Source organism: Jiangella anatolica, assembly GCF_003236295.1.
Classification (GTDB): domain Bacteria; phylum Actinomycetota; class Actinomycetes; order Jiangellales; family Jiangellaceae; genus Jiangella; species Jiangella anatolica.
Genome location: NZ_POTW01000027.1, coordinates 17,461 through 35,861 on the forward strand (window position 1 = coordinate 17,461; position 18,401 = coordinate 35,861).

The 18,401-nt window shown below is 74.9% G+C and carries 16 protein-coding genes and 1 pseudogene; 8 read left to right on the forward strand and 9 right to left on the reverse strand.

The window, feature by feature from the left end; all coding sequences use genetic code 11:
- Nucleotides 1-18: 18 nt before the first annotated feature.
- Together C1I92_RS13285 and C1I92_RS13290 are read left to right on the forward strand one after the other, a co-directional pair.
- Nucleotides 19-621, forward strand: a pseudogene (locus C1I92_RS13285) (cyclase family protein); the annotation flags it as partial.
- Nucleotides 621-2,243, forward strand: coding sequence for a thiamine pyrophosphate-binding protein (locus C1I92_RS13290; RefSeq protein ID WP_111255144.1), 1,623 nt, complete (start codon nucleotides 621-623; stop codon nucleotides 2,241-2,243). The pseudogene C1I92_RS13285 and the gene C1I92_RS13290, both read left to right, overlap by 1 nt.
- Here C1I92_RS13290 and C1I92_RS13295 read toward each other — a convergent pair.
- Nucleotides 2,237-3,661, reverse strand: a complete 1,425-nt coding sequence (locus tag C1I92_RS13295; RefSeq protein ID WP_111255145.1) for an FtsX-like permease family protein — start codon at nucleotides 3,659-3,661, stop codon at nucleotides 2,237-2,239. The two genes, C1I92_RS13290 and C1I92_RS13295, sit on opposite strands and share 7 nt — an antisense overlap.
- Nucleotides 3,658-4,416 (reverse strand): ABC transporter ATP-binding protein, encoded by a 759-nt coding sequence (locus C1I92_RS13300; protein ID WP_111255146.1) that lies wholly within the window; start codon nucleotides 4,414-4,416, stop codon nucleotides 3,658-3,660. The genes C1I92_RS13295 and C1I92_RS13300 overlap by 4 nt, the downstream gene beginning before the upstream one ends.
- Before the next feature lie 181 nt (nucleotides 4,417-4,597).
- On the opposite strand from C1I92_RS13300, the gene C1I92_RS13305 reads away from it, so the two are divergent.
- The 5 genes from C1I92_RS13305 to C1I92_RS13325 all read left to right on the forward strand — a co-directional run bounded on the left by C1I92_RS13305 (nucleotide 4,598) and on the right by C1I92_RS13325 (nucleotide 9,206).
- Nucleotides 4,598-5,035, forward strand: coding sequence for a hypothetical protein (locus C1I92_RS13305; protein WP_111255147.1), 438 nt, complete (start codon nucleotides 4,598-4,600; stop codon nucleotides 5,033-5,035).
- 30 nt (nucleotides 5,036-5,065) lie between these two features.
- Nucleotides 5,066-6,322: a sensor histidine kinase gene (locus C1I92_RS13310; protein WP_199521190.1), complete on the forward strand. Its 1,257-nt coding sequence runs from the start codon at nucleotides 5,066-5,068 to the stop codon at nucleotides 6,320-6,322.
- On the forward strand, nucleotides 6,319-6,966 hold the full coding sequence (locus C1I92_RS13315) for a response regulator (RefSeq protein WP_111255191.1): 648 nt from the start codon (nucleotides 6,319-6,321) through the stop codon (nucleotides 6,964-6,966). The genes C1I92_RS13310 and C1I92_RS13315 overlap by 4 nt, the downstream gene beginning before the upstream one ends.
- A 106-nt stretch (nucleotides 6,967-7,072) precedes the next feature.
- Nucleotides 7,073-8,626: an MFS transporter gene (locus C1I92_RS13320; RefSeq protein ID WP_111255148.1), complete on the forward strand. Its 1,554-nt coding sequence runs from the start codon at nucleotides 7,073-7,075 to the stop codon at nucleotides 8,624-8,626.
- A complete protein-coding gene (locus C1I92_RS13325) occupies nucleotides 8,613-9,206 on the forward strand; it encodes a TetR/AcrR family transcriptional regulator (protein ID WP_111255149.1) in 594 nt (197 codons plus the stop codon). Before C1I92_RS13320 ends, C1I92_RS13325 begins: the two co-directional genes overlap by 14 nt.
- Here the strand turns inward: C1I92_RS13325 and C1I92_RS13330 are convergent.
- A complete protein-coding gene (locus C1I92_RS13330; protein WP_111255192.1) occupies nucleotides 9,182-10,075 on the reverse strand; it encodes a LysR family transcriptional regulator ArgP in 894 nt (297 codons plus the stop codon). The genes C1I92_RS13325 and C1I92_RS13330 overlap by 25 nt on opposite strands.
- A gap of 73 nt (nucleotides 10,076-10,148) precedes the next feature.
- Between C1I92_RS13330 and C1I92_RS13335 the strand changes: the two genes are divergently transcribed.
- A complete protein-coding gene (locus C1I92_RS13335; RefSeq protein WP_111255150.1) occupies nucleotides 10,149-10,748 on the forward strand; it encodes a LysE/ArgO family amino acid transporter in 600 nt (199 codons plus the stop codon).
- On the opposite strand, the gene C1I92_RS13340 is transcribed toward C1I92_RS13335, so the two are convergent.
- The 6 genes from C1I92_RS13340 to C1I92_RS13365 form a co-directional block, all read right to left on the reverse strand.
- The gene (locus tag C1I92_RS13340) at nucleotides 10,711-11,436 is read right to left on the reverse strand and encodes an AfsR/SARP family transcriptional regulator (protein WP_146605132.1); all 726 of its coding nucleotides are present in this window, start codon (nucleotides 11,434-11,436) and stop codon (nucleotides 10,711-10,713) included. The genes C1I92_RS13335 and C1I92_RS13340 overlap by 38 nt on opposite strands.
- A gap of 103 nt (nucleotides 11,437-11,539) precedes the next feature.
- Complete coding sequence (locus tag C1I92_RS13345) at nucleotides 11,540-13,057, reverse strand: OmpA family protein (protein WP_111255152.1); 1,518 nt, start codon at nucleotides 13,055-13,057, stop codon at nucleotides 11,540-11,542.
- A gap of 13 nt (nucleotides 13,058-13,070) precedes the next feature.
- On the reverse strand, nucleotides 13,071-14,372 hold the full coding sequence (locus C1I92_RS13350; RefSeq protein ID WP_111255153.1) for a hypothetical protein: 1,302 nt from the start codon (nucleotides 14,370-14,372) through the stop codon (nucleotides 13,071-13,073).
- Nucleotides 14,373-14,394: 22 nt separating this feature from the next.
- On the reverse strand, nucleotides 14,395-14,901 hold the full coding sequence (locus C1I92_RS13355) for a hypothetical protein (protein WP_111255154.1): 507 nt from the start codon (nucleotides 14,899-14,901) through the stop codon (nucleotides 14,395-14,397).
- A 21-nt stretch (nucleotides 14,902-14,922) separates the two neighbouring features.
- A complete protein-coding gene (locus tag C1I92_RS13360; RefSeq protein ID WP_111255155.1) occupies nucleotides 14,923-16,188 on the reverse strand; it encodes a hypothetical protein in 1,266 nt (421 codons plus the stop codon).
- On the reverse strand, nucleotides 16,181-18,400 hold the full coding sequence (locus tag C1I92_RS13365; RefSeq protein WP_111255156.1) for a hypothetical protein: 2,220 nt from the start codon (nucleotides 18,398-18,400) through the stop codon (nucleotides 16,181-16,183). The genes C1I92_RS13360 and C1I92_RS13365 overlap by 8 nt, the downstream gene beginning before the upstream one ends.
- Nucleotide 18,401 lies beyond the last annotated feature (1 nt).

Consider the following 18,401-nt stretch of genomic DNA (forward strand, 5'->3'; position numbering starts at 1 on the left):
CGCTGGTCGCAACTGTGGTCCTGGTACTGGAACAACATCACCACCGGCGAGCACACCGGCACCCACTTCGACGCGCCCGTGCACTGGGTCAGCGGGCAAGACGGCGGCGACGTCGCGCAGGTGCCGCTCACCCGGCTGGTCGCGCCGGCCGCCGTCGTCGACGTCACCGAGCAGGCCGCGGCCGACCCGGACTTCCTGCTGGAGGTCGAGCACGTCAAGGAGTGGGAGTCCGAGCACGGGCCGCTGCCGGACGGCGGCTGGCTCCTGCTGCGCACCGGCTGGGACGCGCGCTCGGACGATCAGGAGGCGTTCCTCAACGCGAACGAGACCGGCCCGCACACGCCGGGCGTCAGCGTCGACTGCGCCCGCTGGCTCGCCGACGAGGCGCCGATCCTCGGCATCGGCGTCGAGACGGTCGGCACCGACGCCGGCGCGGCGCACTCGTTCGACCCGGCGTTCCCCTGCCACTCGTTCCTGCTCGGCGCCGGCAAGTACGAGCTGACGCAGCTGCAGAACCTGGCGTCACTGCCGCCGACGGGCGCGGTGGTGGTCGCGGCGCCGCTGCCGATCGTCGGCGGGTCCGGAAGCCCGGCGCGAGTGCTGGCGCTGGTCGAGCGCTGATGCTGGCCGGCGAGGCGGTCGGCGCGGCCCTGGCGGAGCTGGGGGTCCGGCAGGCCTTCGGTGTGGTCGGCAGCGGCAACTTCCACGTCACGAACGCGCTGGTCGACGGCGGTGCGCGGTTCGTGGCGGCGCGGCACGAGGGCGGCGCGGCGACGATGGCCGACGCGTACGCGCGGATGAGCGGCGAGGTCGCCGCCGTCACCGTCCACCAGGGCTGCGGGCTCACCAACGCGCTGACCGGGATCGCGGAGGCGGCCAAGAGCCGGACGCCGCTGCTGGTGCTGGCCGCCGAGGCGACGGTCCCCGGCTCCAACTTCTACGTCGACCAGCCGGCGCTGGCCGCGGCGGTGGGCGCGTCGTCGGTGCGGGTCGCGTCCGCGGAGACGGCGCTGGACGACGTCGCGCGGGCGTACGCGCTGGCCCGGCACGAGCGCCGCACCGTCGTCGTCAACCTCCCGCTCGACGTGCAGGGTCTGCCGGTCGACGACGGGGCCCGGGTGCGGCCCGCGGCGCCGCCGGCTCCCCTGCCGCCACCGTCGGTCGCCGAGCTCGCCTCGGTGCTCGCGGACGCCCAGCGGCCGGTGCTGATCGCCGGACGGGGTGCGCGGCACGCCCGCGCCGAGCTGCTCGCCCTGGCCGAGGCGTGCGGCGCCCTGCTCGCCACGTCCGCCGTCGCACGGGGGCTGTTCAACGGCAGCCCGTGGTCGCTGGACGTGTCCGGTGGGTTCGCCTCGCCGGTGGCCGCGTCGCTGATCTCGTCCGCCGACGTCATCGTCGGGTTCGGCTGCGCGTTGAACATGTGGACGATGCGGCACGGCCGGCTGATCGGGCCCGGTGCCCGGGTGGCCCAGGTGGACGTCGAGGCCGACGCGATCGGCCGGCACCGCCCGGTCGACGTCGGCGTCGCCGGGGACGCCGCGGTGGTGGCGTCCGCGCTGACGACGGCCCTGGGCGGCGCGCCCCGGCCCGGGTACCGCAGCGACGAGGTGCGGGCCCGGCTGTCCGCCGAGCTGCGCTGGCGCGACGTCGCGTACGACGACTGGGGCGGCGACGGCCGGATCGACCCGCGGACGCTGACGATCGGACTGGACGACCTGCTGCCGGCCGAGCGCGTCGTCGCGGTCGACTCGGGCAACTTCATGGGCTACCCGAGCATGTTCCTCTCCGTGCCGGACGAGTTCGGGTTCTGCTTCACGCAGGCGTACCAGTCCATCGGGCTCGGCCTCGCGACGGCGATCGGCGCGGCGCTGGCCCGCCCGGACCGGCTCCCGGTCGCCGCCCTCGGCGACGGCGGCGCGCTGATGGCCGCGGCCGAGCTCGACACCGTCCGCCGCCTCGGCCTCCCCATGGTCGTCGTGGTCTACAACGACGACGCGTACGGCGCGGAGGTGCACCACTTCGGCGCCGACGCGCCGCTGGAGACGGTGACGTTCCCGGACACCGACATCGCGGCGGTCGGCGCCGGCTACGGGTTCGACGCGGTCACCGTGCGGTCGCCGGCCGACCTCGGCGCCGTCCGCTCCTGGCTGGACGGCGCCCGCGGCCGGCCGCTGCTCGTCGACGCCAAGGTCGCCGCGCCGCAGGGCTCGTGGTGGCTGGAGGAGGCGTTCCGCGGTCACTGACCGCCGAACGGCACCCGCGCGGCGGCGGCCGCGGCGGACCCGGCCGCGACCGCGATCGCCACGGCCATGAGCGCCGGCGCCAGCCAGAGCCCGCCGTCGGGGAGCAGACCCTCGCCGCGCGCCCACGAGAACGGCACGACGGAGGTCAGCGCGGCCGCGAGGCCCAGGCCGGCGCCCAGGAACCCCGTCACCAGGCTCTCGACGACGACCGACGCGCGCACGGTGCGCGGCCGCGCGCCGATCAGCCAGAGCCGGCGCAGCTCCGGGCGCCGGTGCGCCACCGCCGCCGCCCAGGCGTTGACGACCATGATGCCGGCGAACAGCGAGATCATCACGACCACCACGACGTTGAGCAGGTTGGTCACCTCGTCGGCGGCCGCGCCCATCGAGCGGACGTCGATGTCGACCAGCCACAGCGTGCCGATCGACGTGCCGGTCAGCACGATCACCGGTGCGAGCGTCGCACCGAGCAGGTGCGAGCGGCGGGCCGCGTTCGACACGGCGAGCTCGGCCGCCGCGCCGCGGCCGCGCAGCCGCCCGGCGAACCGCCGCAGCAGCAGCGGCGCGGCCACGGCCAGCCCGATGCTCACCAGGACGCAGGCGTTCCCCGCGGTCATCATCGCGTCGTACGGCTCGGCCGACCGGCCGGTGACCGCGACCGTCACGACCGCGAAGCCCAGTCCGTAGAGCACCAGCGCCGCGGCCACGACGACCCGCCACCGGGGCATCCGGTACTCCCGGTCCCGGACGTCGCGCACCGGCCCACGGCTGGCCCGTGCCCCGGCGACGGAGGCCGCCACCCGAGCCACCAGGACGATCGCGACGACGGTCGCGATCAGGGCGAGGCCGCCGCCGCGGAACCGCACGTCGTCGCCGACAACGTCGCCGGACCGCAGCGCGTCCAGCAACGCCCGGGCGCCGAACCACGCCGGGACGGCGCCGAGCCCGGCCGCGACGGTCGCCATGACGAGGGTCTCGCCGCGCACCAGCGCCCGCACCTGGGAGCCGGCCGCGCCGATGGTGCGCAGCAGCACGATCTCCTCGGCGCGCTGCCCGACCGTGAGGCCGATCGTCGACGCCAGCGAGTACAGGACGATCAGCAACCCCCAGCCGCCGACCACGCCGCCCATGATGAGCAGGGCCAGCCGGTCCTCGCCGTCGCTGTACAGCGCGGTCTCGATCAGCGCGGCGAACGGCCCGATGACGGCCGTGCTGAGGAACACCGTCAGCGCCGCGGCCAGGAACGCCGCCGGCCGATGTCGCAGCGACGGCCGGGCCAGCCAGCCGACCCGCCCCAGCCGTCCGCCGGCGGGACCGTCCGGCCGCCGGTTGGCCGGCCGGGTGCCCGCCGGCGCCACACCGGCGGCCGCGCGCCGGGCCCGCTTGCTGGGCCGGGTCGCCGTCCGCGCCGCGCTCATCGGGCCACCGCCGGACCGGCCGCGACGAGCTGGTCGAGGTGGGCGAGCTGGCCCGCGACGGCGTCGACCGTGGGGTGCGCCAGGTGCCCGGCGACCCGGCCGTCGACGAGGAAGACGACGCGGTCGGCGTAGGCGGCGGCGACGGGGTCGTGCGTCACCATGACGATCGTCTGCCCCAGCTCGCCGACGGCGGTGCGCAGCAGGCGGAGGATGTCCTTGGCGCTGGCCGTGTCCAGGGCGCCCGTCGGCTCGTCGGCCAGCACCACGGCCGGCGAGGTGACGAACGCCCTCGCGATCGCGACGCGCTGCTGCTGGCCGCCGGACAGCTCCGCGGGCAGATGGGCGGCGCGCCCGGCCAGCCCGACCCGGTCCAGCAGGGTCCGGACCAGCTTCGGGTCGGCCTTGCGCCCGGCCAGCCGCAGCGGCAGCGCGACGTTCTGAGCGGCCGTGAGGTACGGCATCAGGTGGAAGCTCTGGAAGACGAAGCCGATCCGCTCGCGCCGCAGCTGCGTGCGGGCGTCCTCGTCCCAGAACGTGACGTTCTCGCCGTCGATCAGCACCTCGCCCTCGGTGGGCCGGTCCAGTCCGGCGACGCAGGACAGCAGCGTCGACTTGCCGGACCCGGACGGGCCCATGACCGCGGTGAAGGACCCGCGGGCGAAGTCGAGATCGACGCCGTCGAGGGCGCGCACGCCGCTTCGCTGGTCTCCATAGACGCGGGCCAGCCGGCGTACCTGTACGGCAGTGGTGTCCATCGTGGTCTCCGTTCGTGTCGATTGACCTCGACGCTACGGATCACCGCAGGTCAGGAGCCATACAGCTGGCTACCGACGTGGGGTGGAGAAAAGTCCACCCGGATCGGGGACCCAACCGGATCGAGGCCGGGACCGCGGCTCCGTAGCGTCGAAGACACCCGAACGAGCGAAGGAGAACACCATGGAACTCACCGATCTGACCCGGCACCTGCTCCGCCCCGACACCGTGCCGGCGAGCGCCGAGGACAGGACCCGGGCGGTGGCCGTCCTGACGCGGCCCGGCACCGGGCTCTCGGACGACGAGCTGCGGGCCCGGACGGCGGCGGTGCACGAGGCCGCCACCCGCAACGACGTCTACCTGGCGCTGGAGGGCCTCGGCGCGGGCGTGCCCCCGTGGGGCGTCACGATGGCGCTGCGGGTCGCGACCGGTGTCTGGATCGCCATGACGGCGGTGCAGATCGTCGTCTGGCTGGCGATCGGGATCGGCTCCGGCGGGCTGGACGTGCCGTGGTGGCTGTACTCGACGGTGGGCGGCGCCGGCGTCGTCGCGGCCCTGTGGTGGACGAACGAGTCCTACCATCGTGGTCCGGGCCGTCGACCTACCGGCGCGGTGGCATGAGGCGCGACGACGGCGGGCGGAGGTGATCCGGTGGTGGACCACGCGGGCGGCGGGCGGCCCTCGGGCCGGCCCGCCCCGGCCGTGGCGCTGCCGCTGTTCCCGGTCGACGTGCCGGGCCTGCTCGAGCGGCTCCGGCTGACCGCCGTCGCCACCGGGACCGCCGCGCTGGCCGTGCCCGCCTGGATCCTGCTGATCCTGGCGATCATGGCGGTGCCGCTCAGCGTCATCGGCATCGGGCTGTGGATCGCGCTGATCGTCGTGCACGGCACGGCGACGCTGGTGAACGTCCTGCGCACGATCGCCGAAGGGCTGCTCGACACCGACCTGCCCGACCACCCCGTCGACGGACCGCGGCGCTCGCCGCTGCGGCTGATCGCCACCTGGGTCCGCGACCCGCGGCGCTGGCGCGAGCTGGCGCTCGTCGGGTTCGCCGCGACCGGCGGGCTGGCGCTGTCGCTGCTCCCGGCCGGGCTGCTGCTGTCGTTGCCGGTGCACGGCACGATGCTGCTGGTCGACGGCGGGTCCGTGTGGCCGGTGTTAACGGTGCTCGCCGTGCCGATGACGGCGCTGTGGTGGGCCGGCACGCCGTGGCTGGTGCGGGCGCGGGCACTGGCCGACGCCGCGATCCTCGGCCACTCGCAGACCCGCCGGCTGGCCGAACGCGTCGTCGAGGTCGAGAAGACCCGGGCCGAGCTGATCGACCACTCCGCCGCCGAGGTGCGGCGCATCGAACGCGACCTGCACGACGGCGCCCAGGCCCGCATCGCCGCCGTCGGCATGAACGTCGGCCTGGCCGAGCGGCTGATGAGGACCGACCCCGCGGCCGCCGCCGAGCTGCTGCGCGAGGCGCGCGAAGGCACCGTCTCCGCCCTGGAAGACCTGCGCTCCGTGGTCCGCGGCATCCACCCGCCCGCACTGGCCGACAGCGGTCTGACCGGCGCCGTCGAGGCGCTCGCGGTGGCGCTGCCGGCGCCGGTGACGGTGACGCTGCGGCTGCCCGAGCGGCTCCCGGCCCCGGTCGAGTCGGCCCTCTACTTCGCCGTCGCCGAGTGCCTGGCCAACGCCGTCAAGCACGCCGCCGCCACCCGTATGTGGGTGACCGGCGTCGCCGAGCCCGGCCGCGTCCGCCTCGTCGTCGGCGACGACGGCCGCGGCGGCGCCGACCCGCGCGGGTCCGGGCTGGCCGGCATCGCGCGCCGGCTGGCGGCGTTCGACGGGACCGTCGCCGTGGAGAGCCCGGCCGGCGGCCCGACCACCGTGAGCCTGGAGGTGCCGTGGCAGAGCTGAGAGCGTTGATCGCCGAGGACCAGGCGCTGCTGCGCGTGGGGCTGACCCGCATCCTGGAGTCCGACGGCATCGAGGTCGTCGACGCGGTGCAGGACGCCGCCACGCTGGCCGCGGCGCTGGCCAAGGACGACTTCGACGTCGCGATCCTCGACGTCCGGCTGCCGCCCACGTTCACCACCGAGGGCCTGACGGCGGCGACCATGGCCCGCGCGTCGCGGCCGGCGCTGCCCGTCCTGGTGCTCAGCCAGCACGTCGAGCCGATCTACGCGCGCGACCTGCTCGCCGACGGTCAGGGCTCGATCGGCTACCTGCTCAAGGACCGCGTCGCCGACGTCGACGGCTTCCTCGCCGCGGTCCGTCAGGTCGCGGCCGGCGGCACCGTGCTCGACCCCGAGGTGGTGGCGGGCCTGCTGACCAGCCGTCCCGACCCGGTCGACCGGCTGACCGAGCGCGAACGCGAGGTGCTGACGCTCATGGCGCAGGGCCGCTCCAACGCCGCCATCGGCGCCCGCCTGCACGTCTCGGAGGGCGCGGTCACCAAGCACATCAACAGCATCTTCACCAAGCTAGACCTGCCGCAGGCCCCCGACGACAACCGGCGTGTGCTGGCCGTCCTGGCCTGGCTCGACGGCGCCGGCGGCTGACCCGGTCCCCCACCGTGACGCAGCCCACGTAGGCGGCCGGTTCGATTTCGAGACTGACGGGTCTAGCATCTCTCATATACGGAACCCTCCAGTCTCGGAAGTGCTCATGACGCTCACACCGCTCGACACCGAGTCCGCCGCCCTCCCCGACCGCGCCCACCGCCGCCGGTGGGCGACGCTCGGGGTGTTGTCGCTGAGCCTCGTGCTCATCGGGATGGACACGACCGTCCTCAACACCGCGATCCCGACCATGCAGCGCGACCTCGGCGCCACCGCCAGCGAGCTGCAGTGGATCATCGACGCCTACACGCTGGCGTTCGCCGGGCTGCTGCTGACGGCCGGGGCGTGGGGCGACAAGTACGGGCGCAAGCTGGCGCTGGCCGCCGGGCTGATCGTGTTCGCCGGTGCGAGCGTGTGGGGCGCGACGGCGAACGACCCCGGCACCGTCATCGCGGCGCGGACGGTCATGGGCATGGGCGGCGCGCTGATCATGCCGAGCACGCTGTCGATCCTCATCGACGTGTTCCGAGACCCGGCGGAGCGCAAGCGGGCGATCGGCGTATGGGCGGCGATGGCCGGCATCGGCATCGCCGGCGGGCCGGCGGTCGGCGGCTGGCTGCTGGAGCACTTCTGGTGGGGCTCGGCGCTGATGATCAACGTGCCGGTCGCCGGCGCCGCGCTGCTGCTCGGGTTCTGGCTGATCCCGGAGTCGCGGGACCGGCGGGCGCCGCGGCTGGACCTCGTCGGCGCGGCGCTGTCGTGCGCCGGGCTGGTCGCGCTCGTGTGGGCGCTGATCGAGGCGCCGGAGCGCGGCTGGACCGACGCCGTCACCCTGGGCGCGATCGCGGCGGCGCTGGCGATCCTGGCCGGCTTCGTGCTGTGGGAGCGCCGCCACCCGCACCCCATGCTGCCGGTCGAGTTCTTCCTCGACCGCCGCTTCAGCGTCCCCGCGATCTCGATCACGCTGGTGTTCTTCGCGATGATGGGCGCCGCGTTCTTCCTCTCCGTCTACCTGCAGACGGTGCTCGGCTACACGCCGCTGGAGGCCGGCCTGCGCATCCTGCCGCTGGCGATCGGCCTGGTCATCGGCGGTCCGCTCGCCATGGCGGTCGCGCAGCGGGTCGGCGAGAAGTGGCCGACGGTGTTCGGGCTGGCGCTGCTCGCGGTGTCGTTCTGGATCTTCACGGGGACGACGGTCGGCAGCGGCTACGCGCCGCGCGGCCTGACCGCGACGATCGTCATGGGGTTCGGCATGGCGTTCGCGATGGGCCCGGCGACGGAGTCGGTCATGGGCGCGGTGCCGCGGGCCAAGGCGGGCGTCGGCTCGGCGGTCAACGACACCGTCCGCCAGGTCGGCGGCGCGCTCGGCGTCGCGGTGCTGATCTCGGTGCTGAACTCCGTCTACGCTGCGCAGGTGGACGACGCCACCGCACAGTTGCCGGCCCAGGCCGCGCACGCCGTCGAGGACAGCATCCAGGGCGCCTACGCCGCCGCCGGCGAGCTGCCCGCCGAGCCCGCCGCGGCCCTCGTCCACGCCGCCGACGCCGCGTTCGTCGACGCCATGACCACGACGACCGCCGTCGCCGGGATCGTCGTCCTGGTCGGCGCGCTGGTCGCGCTGCTCTGGCTGCCCAGCCATGCCCGTGATGAACAGGACTGACGAGCCCCGCCGCGGCCGTCCCCGGGACCCGGAGGCGGACCGGCGCATCCGCGAGGCCGCCGCCGGCCTGCTGCTGGAACGCGGCGTCGACGGCATGACGGTGGACGCGGTGGCGGAGCGGGCCGGTGTCGGCAAGGCGACGCTGTACCGGCGCTGGGCCAGCAAGGACGAGCTGGCGCTGGCGGCCGCCGAGACGCTGTTCGCGCTGGAGGTGCGGGTCCCGGACACCGGCACGCTGCTCGGCGACCTCACCGAGGTCTACACCGACATCCTGCGCCTGGCCGGCAGCGACGACGGCCGGGCGTTCTTCCGGCTGGCCGCGACGGAGGCCGGCCGCGACCCCCGCGTCGGCGAGCTGTACCGCGCCTCGCTGGCCACCCGGCTGGCCGAGTCCGGCGCGGTGTTCGACCGCGCGATCGACCGTGGCGAGCTCCCGCCCGACGCCGACCGCCAGCTGATGTTCGACTGGTTCGCCGGGGTGATCGTGCTGCGCATCCTCACCAACGTCGCGCTCCCCCGGCCCGAGGACGCCGAGACGCTCGCGCGCACGACGATCTACGGCTTCGGCGCCCGCAGCTGACCGGCGGCCGCCGCGACGACGGCGTCGGTGAGGGCGGTGAGCAGCGGCGACGCCAGCTTCCAGCGCTGCCAGTAGAGCGGCACGTCGAGGTGGCGGCCGGGCGCGATCTCGACCAGCCGGCCGTCGTCGAGGGGCGCGCGGGCCATCGACTCGGGCAGCATCGCCCAGGCCAGGCCGAGGATGGTCGCGTCGGCGAACCCCACCGACGACGGCAGCACGGTGGCCGGCGGGTCGACGCGGCGGCCGGCGAGCTCGCGGGCGAACCGCGACTGCAGGGCGTCCTTGCTGTTGAAGACCAGCGTCGTGGCCATGCCGAGCGCCGCCGCCGTCGGGCCGTCCGGGAACCAGCGCCGGGCGAAGTCCGGCGTCGCGACGCCGAGGTAGCGCATCCGGCCGAGCGCGCGCACGCTGCAGCCCTGGACCGCGCGAGGATCGGCCGTGACGGCGGCCAGCACGGCGCCCTCGCGCAGCAGCGTCGCCGAGTGGTCCTGGTCCTCCTGGTGGATCTCGAACCGGGCGCCGCGCTCGCCGGCCAGCCCGGTCAGCGCCGGCAGGAACCACGTCGCCAGCGAGTCGCCGTTGACGGCCACCGCCAGCCGCACCTCGGCGTCGTCGGCGGCGAGCCCGGCCAGCGCCTCGCTCTCCAGCAGCCGCAGCTGCCGCGCGTACCGGGCCAGCACCTGCCCGGCCTCCGTCGCGCCGGTGGGCCGCGTCCGGGTGACGAGGACGCGGCCCAGCCGCGCCTCCAGCGCCTTCACCCGCTGGCTGACGGCCGACGGCGTCACGTGCAGCCGGCGAGCGGCCGCCTCGAAGCTGCCCTCGTCGACGACGGCGGCGAACGCGCTGAGCTGGGGGAGGTCGATCCGCATCATGAAGCCATGCTAATGAAGGCGTAGAAACTTTAGCTGGTCTTCGGGCGGCGACGACCCTAGCGTCGAGGGCATGTCCAGTGCCGCCGTCGGGTTCGTCACCTCGCTGTCGCTGATCGTCGCGATCGGCGCGCAGAACGCGTTCGTCCTGCGCCAGGGCGTCGCCCGCCGGCACGTCGTCCCGGTCGTGGCGGTGTGCGCGGCGGCGGACGCGCTGCTGATCGGCGCCGGGATCGCCGGGCTGGGCGCCGCGCTGACGGCGCGCCCGTGGGCGCTGGACGTCGCCCGGTACGGCGGCGCGGCGTTCGTGCTGGCCTACGGCGCGCTCGCGGCGCGGCGCGCGCTGCGACCGTCGTCGCTGGTGGCCGGGAACGGCGCGGCGACGACGGCGCGGGCGGCGGTGCTCGCGTGCCTGGGCTTCACGTTCCTCAACCCGCACGTGTACCTCGACACCGTCGTGCTGCTCGGCGCGCTGGCCAACCAGCACGGCGACGACGGCCGCTGGCTCTACGGACTGGGCGCGATGACGGCGTCGGTGACCTGGTTCACCGCGCTCGGGTTCGGCGCCCGGTCGCTCGGCTCGGTCTTCGAGCGGCCAGGCGCCTGGCGACTGCTGGACGGGCTGATCGCGCTGGTCATGGCCCTGATCGGCGTAGGCCTGCTGGTGGGCTGAGCAGCGCCTCGATCGTCTCGGACGGATCGACGCCCAGCTCGTCGGCCAGCAGCCGCCGGTACTCGCCGAGCTGGTGCGAGGCGACCGAGCGGTTGCCCTCGGCCAGGTGGGCGCGGATCAACGCGCACCACGCGGACTCCCGCAGCGGCTCGGCCGCGATCGCCCGGTACGCCACGTCGATGGCCGCGCCGAACCGGCCTGCCGCGGTGAGGCGGCGGCTGAGCGCCTCGAGGGCGTGGATGCGCAGCTGACGGTGCCGCTCGCGCTCCAGTTGCAGCCAGTCCTCGTCCCAGCCGGGGAGGATGTCGTCGGTGAGCAGGTCGGCCGAGTCGGGCAGCCGGTCACGGCCGGACGGGTCGAGCAGGCCGCGCGCGAGCCCCGCGCTCTCGGCGAGGTCGACCCGCACCGACGGCCGCAGCTGGAGCTCGTCGCGGCCGCTGCGAACCAGGCCGGCCGGGAGCTGGCCGATCCGCCACAGCGCCGTGCGCAGTCTCGCCCGCGCCTGCGCCTGCGGCACCCAGCCCCACAGCTGGCCCGTCACCGCGTCGCGGCGCTGCGCACCGCCGTTGACGGCGAGGTAGGCCAGCAGGCGCCGCGGACCGGCGGGCAGCGCGACCGGAACACCGGCGACGAGGACCTCGAAGGCACCGATGACGTGCAGGTCAGCAATCTGATTCACCGCAGCCATCAGCGACACCCCCCGTTTCGCCGGACCCACGCGATGGCTCGCGGATCCGGCTTAGTCACTGTTGTACTCGCATGATCGCGACTCGCCTAGGGTGTGCCCGCGCCTACTCCAGGAAGTCCTCCGCATAACAGCTGTAGATGCTCGCCTGATCCTTCAGCCGGTCGATGATCCACGCGTTGAACTGCTTGAAGGCCTTCGGCAGCGCCAGCAGCCCCAGGCCCCACTCGGCGCCGGAGGCGTAGGCGATGATCTGGCTCATCTTCACGATGCCGCCGGCGATGTCCTCGTCGAGCAGCCGCAGGTTGGTGGTGAGCCGGTCCTCGGGCACCTGCGGGCCGAACAGGTCCGGATGCAGCAGCCGGGACAGCACGCGGCTCCACTCCTCCGGCCTGGGCATCTGGTTGTCGCGCTTGATGAGAAACACCTGGGTGTCGCTGGCGAACCGGTCGTCCATGCCGGGCTGCTTGATCTTGGCCAGCACGCACTTCAGACGCTTCACCGCCTCCGGTGTCAGCGTGGGCGACGACAGCAGCGGCGTGACCCGCACGATCACCTCGTCCAGCACCAGCGGGTCCGGCGGCGGCGTGTAGTCCCGGTACACGGTGATCTCGACCCGGCGGTTCAAGGTGTGCAGTCGGGTCGAGAACGGCCGGTCCTCGCCGTAGCTCTCGATGACGTACTCGATCCGCTCCACCGTGCCGACGGGCAATCGGCCGGCCTGCTGGGCGACCAGCTCCTTGAGCCGGGCCGCCACCGCCTGGGCCCGGCGGCGGCCGAGGTCCAGGTTGTAGGCGCGGGTGCCGACGGGGTCGGTGTGGCCCTGCACGACGATCTTCGTCACGATACGCCGCGAGTACCAGCTGCGGACGATCTCGCGCGCCAGCGACGCGATCAGCCGCTCGTGCTCCTCCGTCAGGGTGGCCTTCGCGAACGGGAAGCCGCGCAGCGACCGCTGGTCCATCGGCGCCACGACCGCACCGACGGTCCGCGGCAGCAGCGCGTACACGACCAGCTTGTAGGTGGCCGCCTGGTCGACCGTCAGCTGGGTGGACAGCCCGGCTGCCGCGGCCAGCGAGCCGGGGGCGAGCTCCAGAGCCTCCTCCAGCCAGCGGTTCATCGTCCACGGCCCGACCGAGACCGCGTCGAACGGCGACACTTTCGGGTACGCCTTCTGGCAGAACCGCTGGAACGCCCGGAGCTTGTCCTGCTCATTGACGTCGAACGGCACCGCCTCGACGACCAGGACGTGCACGGTGCTGCTGGGCCCGGCCTTGGGGAGGTCGGGCAGGTCGACCAGCAGGCGGTCGCCCCAGCCCGGCTCCGCGCCCGTGTTCCCCCGCGCCCCCGCGATCATCCACAGGATCCGTTCGGTCCGCACGGTCACCTCGGCGCTCACCAGCGGTTTGGCCCGCAGCACGTCGGGCAGTTCGGCAAGTGCCGCCGGCGGGAAGGTCCGGGTCAGCCGCGACAGGGCGGGCGCGGCCTGCTCCTCGAAGGCCGGCTCGCCCGGCGCCTCGTAGAGGTGTCCCCACGACTCCTGCTCCCCGGCCGGCTCGGGCGTCGCCTCGGCCGGCGCGAACGGCGACTCCAGGAGGGTGGCGATGAGCGGTTCGCTCGTCATGACGGCCTCCGTCTCAGCCGCGGCCGTTGGTGGCGACGGCGGGCGTCGGCGCCGGGGCGGGCAGCGACGGCACGGGCGGCGGCGGTGCGGGGATGCGCAGCGGCTGGGCGCTCAGGCTCCCGACGACGCCACCGACGGGCCGGTCCTTCACCCGGTCCCCGGTCGCGGACTGCCACAGGTCGATGATCCGGTTCATGTCCTGCAGCAACTGGGCGTTGACGCCGCCGGCCAGCGGCACGTAGAGCGTCTCCGCCTTCTCGCCCGTGTCGAACACGCCCAGCTCGATCGCCCGCAGCATCGCCGACATCAGATCGGCCAGCTCGAACAGCTCGCGCGACCGCGCCGCCGGTTGTAGGCCGACCCGCTGAGCGATCTTCGCCAGCCGGTCCGCCGCGTTGGTCGCGTCGGCTCGCAGGTCGACCACGATCGGCGTGTCGGGGGTCTCGAGGGTCAGATGGAACCAGCTCATGGTGGCGACGTACACGAACTCCTCGCGCGCGAGCTGCCCGCCGCGGCGGCGCATGGCCATCATGTCCTTCAGCGCGGTGCACAGGAACGCCACGTACTCCTTGTCGGTGGCGTTCGGGCCGCTCTCGTTGCGGGCGTTCTCGATGCCGAGCCACACCTGCCGCAACAGCTCGGTCCACTTCTCCCGGAACCCGGTATTGACGCCGCTGCCGGTGTCGGACTTCCAGTCCTGCTCGCCGGCCGAGCCTGGCCTGGCCCAGCGCGCCGGGATCGGGTGCGGGAGGTCCATGCCGAACATCCGCCACATGCAGTTGCGCCGGTTGACCCGGTCGTCCGGCCGCACGGCACTGGTCACGCCGCCGATGGAGAACAGCGGCGGGTCGCGGAAGAACAGCTCCTCGGTGGCCCGCACCCAGCGCAGTCCGCCGGCGGAGAGCGTGTCCAGGGTCTCGCCGGTGACCAGGCGGCGGATCACCTCGGCCAGCACCTCGAACACCCCGGTTGACTCCACGAGGTACGCGTACGCCAGATGGTCCCACGCCAGCCCGCTGGCCTGCGGCCGCAGCGCTTGGCCGCCGAAGACGTCGGGGTCGGTCAGCACCACACCGGACGGCGCGACCTCGGCGCCGGTGGTCACCTGCGGCCGGGGCAGGTTCAGCGTCTCCACGACGTCGGCCGCGCCGAGGAACGGTTCGAGGGTGGTCGGGTCGCCGAACGCGGGCACCGTCCGGGCGCTGTCCCACGCCTCGTCGAGCCAGCGGCTGAGCTGGATCGGGTGGACGAGGAACACGTCCCGGCGGTCGCGGCCGGGTGTCGCGGCGAACAGCTGGGCAAGGTTTCTGAACATGTCGTGGGCCCCCTTCGGCTGGTCAATCGACCGGGGTCTGGGACGGCAGGCGCGGCAGCCGGGGTCCCAGCCGGATCGGCTGGCCGGCGCCGTTCCACACCTCGAGGCGCGCGATGTCCTTGCCGCGGGTGCGGTCGAGCGTGACGGTGCCGGAGGAGCCGGAGCCGCGGTCGATGCCGAGCAGTTCCTGCTCCTTCTCGCCGGCGGCCTGCACGGCCACCCGGGCCGCGGACGGCGGCAGCGGCTGCAGCTCGATCCGTTCCCGGTCCTTGTCCTGGAACCGCCGCGCGCTCACCAGGACGCCGCCCGGCGCGAGCCGGCCGGTCAGGGCGCCGAGCACCCGGTAGTCGAGGACGGCGCGCCGCTGGGCCGCGGAGGCAGGTCGATCCCCGTCGCCGCGACCCCGGCCGTCGTGCGGCTCGTCCGAGTGCCGGGTGATCGCGGTGGCGACGTCCTGCAGGGCCCGCACGAACTCGCGCAGCGTCGCCTCGGACGGCAGGCCGCCGTCCGGTGGGCGGTCAGCGGACATGTCGATCTCCTTCTCCGATGGTCAGGCGGCCCGCGCGGGCGCCTCGGGCGAGAGCCGGGCCAGCCAGGCGAGCACGGCCCGGCGGTGGGCCGCGCCGTTGACCGGGTCCGTGAGCGGCCGAATCGCGAGCCAGGCCAGCACGGTCAGCGGCTCGCGGCGGGCGAGGTACTGCGAGGTCAGCAGCGACGGCCCGGCCCGGCGGGCCAACTCGTCCAGCGTGGCGGGCGAGCGGCGGGCCGGGTCGGCGAGCGCGGACAGCGGCTGCCCGCCGAACGCCGCCATCGGCCGGCGGGTGCAGACCCGCACGATGTCGTCGAGCGCGTCGACGCTCAGGCGGGCCAGGCCGGCGATCTCGGCCGGCGCCCGTTCCGGCGGGTGGCGGCGCGCCCATGCCTCGGCCAGGCCGTCCCACGGACCGGCGCCGAACCAGCTCCGGCACAGGGCCGCGTTGACGATCACCCTGATCCACGGGAACGGGTGCGGATCGCCCGGTACCGCCGTGTACACCGCGGTGGTGTCGCCGTCGACCACGTTGGCCAGCGCCGGCACCGGCGCCCAGCCTGCCTGGGCGAAGGCGTGGACGTCGGCCGCCAGCTCGCTCGACCAGCCGCGCCATGCCTCGGCCAGCTCGCGTGACCGTGGCGCCAGCGCCGCCGCGAGCGCATCGGCCAGCTCCGCGTTCCAGCCGGTCAGATGCCCGACCTGATGGCCGCACTCGTGCAGGATGGCGGTCGGATAGCTGAGGTTGTGGCGGGTGAGCTTGATCGCCGCGACGGGCGACGGGCTGGTCCGGTCCCAGAGCCGGACGTCCGCGCGCAGGATCGCCGCTCCCAGGCCCTTGTCGAGGTAGACGACGGCCGGTGGCGCCGCGATGCCGAGCCGGCCCAGGATGACGTCGAGGCTGTCGCCCGCGATCACGTCCAGCCCGCGCAGGACGGCGGCCAGTGCCGGGTTGGTGCGCGAGCCGACGGCGTCACCGTAGAAGTCCAGGATGGTCTCGACCTGCAGGTAGCGGCGGCGCAGCGCGAGTACCCGGCGGCGCACCGCGCCGCTGTCGTCGCCGCGGGTCAGGGCCGCCGCGCACTGCGCTGCCTCAAGCGAGAGGTCAGCGACGGCGGCGGCGAGCCGGTCGCGCACCCGCATGCGCAGGTACTCCTCCAGACCCGCCCAGGCGGCGGGCGAGGCGATGGTGTCCAGGTCGGCCAGCGCGTCGGCGGCGTGGCGCCAGTGCGCGATCTCCGCCGCCAGCTGCACGCGCTCGGGCTCGGCCGCGGCGGGCTCAGCCATGGCGCAGCCCCGGCCGGATCGCCAGTACGGGTGTGCCCGGTGTGCCAGCCTCGAGGGCGGCACGCCCGGCGAACGGGAACGTGAACGTGAGGGTCAGCCCGGCGGCGGGGTCCTGGGCGGCCCGCGCCAGGGTCGGGCCGGCGGCCGGCAGTTCCTTGGCCAGCGCCGTGGTCATGCCCTCCGCCAGCGCCTCCGCCAGCGCGCGGCGGCGCTCGGGCGGCATGGGGCGCGGCGTGTTCAGGGCGCGCGACCGGCCCAGCCGCTGCGTCAGCCAGTCCCGGGCGGGCGACCCCAGGAGCCGCCGGACGGCCGCGACGACCTGCGTGTGCGCCCGGCGGTCCAGCTGCGTGGCCAAGGCGTGCGCCGTGCGTTCACCGATGCGCAGGTGCACCCGCAGCCGCGGCGCGGGGCCGCTCAGGTCGACGCGGACGGCCAGCCGCCGCACCCGCCGCGCGCGCCCCGGGCGTCCGGGGACGACGACGCGGAAGAACCGCTGCCCGGGCGTGGCGGGAGCGCCTGGGCGTGCGCCGCCGGTTCCGAGGGCGCCGGCCGCGCCGGCTCCGGGCCGGCCACCGAGTGCGGGGCGCTGCAGCAGCGTGCCCGCCACCTGCGGGGTCAGCTCGCCGAACTCGTCCGGCGACAGCGTGCCGTCTTCGCCGGCGGCCGCGGCCAGGTGCCCCCGCAGCGTGCCCGGCATCGCCTCGAACAGCTGCACCTCCACCTCGGCCGGCCAAGCGCCGACGCCGTCGTCGAGCAGCCGTTCCTCGAGCGTCTCGTCGCCGCTGACAACGATCGCCCGGGCCGCAGGGCGGCTGAGCAGCACCCGGTACGGGTGCGTGTACGCGCGGTAGCGGTAGCGCGGGCGCGGGCCGCGCGGCATCATGATCCACCCACCGGCCTCGGGCTCGGCCTGGTCCTCCCCCAGGTCGGCGCGGAGCACACTCGGCGGCAGGTAACGGGCGGCCGCCTCCGCGAACGCCTCCTGCACCTCGGCGGCGACGCGGACGTCGTCGGCCAGCGACTCCGGTGGCAGCGACACCACCTGCCGCACGGTCTCCTCCAGCGTCGACACGAGCGCCTCCGACCCGAGCACCGCGGGCTCCTCGTGCTCCAGGCGCAGCAGCCGCAGCCCCGTGTCCGCGATCGGCGGGGCGAGCGACTGCGCCGCCTGCCGGCCGACGAACGGCGCGATGAAGGCGGCCAGCGGCTCGGCCAGCAGCCGCTTGACGCGGTCGCGCCCGATCAGCCGGACCGCGGTGCGCACCAGCGGCATCGCGGCCGTGACGGCGGGGACGAACTGCTCCACCGGCGCGACAGGCGCCTCCCCCGGCGCCGCCGCGGCCAGCTCAGCGGCCAGCCGGACCCGCGCGGCGTCGAGGTCGGCGACCGGGTCCTCCCCGGCGGGCCGGCCGGCGTCGGCGGCGGAGAGCAGCAGGTCCTCGGCTGCCGCCTCGTCGGTCACGGTGAGCGCCTGCGCGTACTGCCGGTCGAAGTCCTGCGCTACCTCGCGGCCGGTCTCCGGCGCGCGGAGGCCGAGCTTGGCCGCCAGCGCGGCCGCCGGCCCCCGCAACGACGCCGGCAGCCGGTTGCGCGCGGCGTTGAGCACCCGCGTGACCAGCGGCTCGACCAGCTTCTTCAGGATGCCGGTGAGCTGGCCGAGGCCGGTGATGCGGCCCAGCACGCCCAGGCCGGTCCGCGCCACCGCGGCGGCGGCACTCTTGACCTTCGCGAAGCCGCTCTTCACCTTGTCGACCAGGCCGCCCAGGAACTGCTCGGCGGCCGGGCTCATCGTGTCCGTGCGCGCCTGCGCCGCGGTCAGCTCGATCTCGTCCTCGGTGACCGACTCCGGTGTGCGGCCGGCGAAGGTCTCCTCGAGATGGTCCAGCACACGCCGCGACTCGTCGAGCAGCCGGGCCGACCACGCCTCCAACTGAGCGTCCCGGTCCGACGCCTCACCGTCCCACGGCGTGGTCAGGTGCACGGCCGCGGCCTCGTCGACCAGCGCCTCGACGGCGTCGTCGAACGCCTCGTCCTCCAGCTCGGCGAGCAGCTGCTCGAACAGCTCGCCGTCGTCGGCGGACGCTTCCAGCCGGCTGATGGAGAACGGGGAGAGCAGCCCGGGCAGCGACGACTCGTCCGCGCCGGGTTCGGCCGGACGCTCGGCCCGCAATGCGCTGCCGGCGAAGGGCGACACCATGGCGGGCGTGTTCATG

Coding starts and splice junctions, on each gene's coding strand:
- C1I92_RS13290 (WP_111255144.1), top strand. CDS start 621: ATGCTGGCCGGCGAGGCGGTCGGCGCGGCCCTGGCGGAGCTGGGGGTC.
- C1I92_RS13295 (WP_111255145.1), bottom strand. CDS start 3,661: ATGAGCGCGGCGCGGACGGCGACCCGGCCCAGCAAGCGGGCCCGGCGC.
- C1I92_RS13300 (WP_111255146.1), bottom strand. CDS start 4,416: ATGGACACCACTGCCGTACAGGTACGCCGGCTGGCCCGCGTCTATGGA.
- C1I92_RS13305 (WP_111255147.1), top strand. CDS start 4,598: ATGGAACTCACCGATCTGACCCGGCACCTGCTCCGCCCCGACACCGTG.
- C1I92_RS13320 (WP_111255148.1), top strand. CDS start 7,073: ATGACGCTCACACCGCTCGACACCGAGTCCGCCGCCCTCCCCGACCGC.
- C1I92_RS13325 (WP_111255149.1), top strand. CDS start 8,613: ATGAACAGGACTGACGAGCCCCGCCGCGGCCGTCCCCGGGACCCGGAG.
- C1I92_RS13330 (WP_111255192.1), bottom strand. CDS start 10,075: ATGCGGATCGACCTCCCCCAGCTCAGCGCGTTCGCCGCCGTCGTCGAC.
- C1I92_RS13335 (WP_111255150.1), top strand. CDS start 10,149: ATGTCCAGTGCCGCCGTCGGGTTCGTCACCTCGCTGTCGCTGATCGTC.
- C1I92_RS13340 (WP_146605132.1), bottom strand. CDS start 11,436: ATGGCTGCGGTGAATCAGATTGCTGACCTGCACGTCATCGGTGCCTTC.
- C1I92_RS13345 (WP_111255152.1), bottom strand. CDS start 13,057: ATGACGAGCGAACCGCTCATCGCCACCCTCCTGGAGTCGCCGTTCGCG.
- C1I92_RS13350 (WP_111255153.1), bottom strand. CDS start 14,372: ATGTTCAGAAACCTTGCCCAGCTGTTCGCCGCGACACCCGGCCGCGAC.
- C1I92_RS13355 (WP_111255154.1), bottom strand. CDS start 14,901: ATGTCCGCTGACCGCCCACCGGACGGCGGCCTGCCGTCCGAGGCGACG.
- C1I92_RS13360 (WP_111255155.1), bottom strand. CDS start 16,188: ATGGCTGAGCCCGCCGCGGCCGAGCCCGAGCGCGTGCAGCTGGCGGCG.
- C1I92_RS13365 (WP_111255156.1), bottom strand. CDS start 18,400: ATGAACACGCCCGCCATGGTGTCGCCCTTCGCCGGCAGCGCATTGCGG.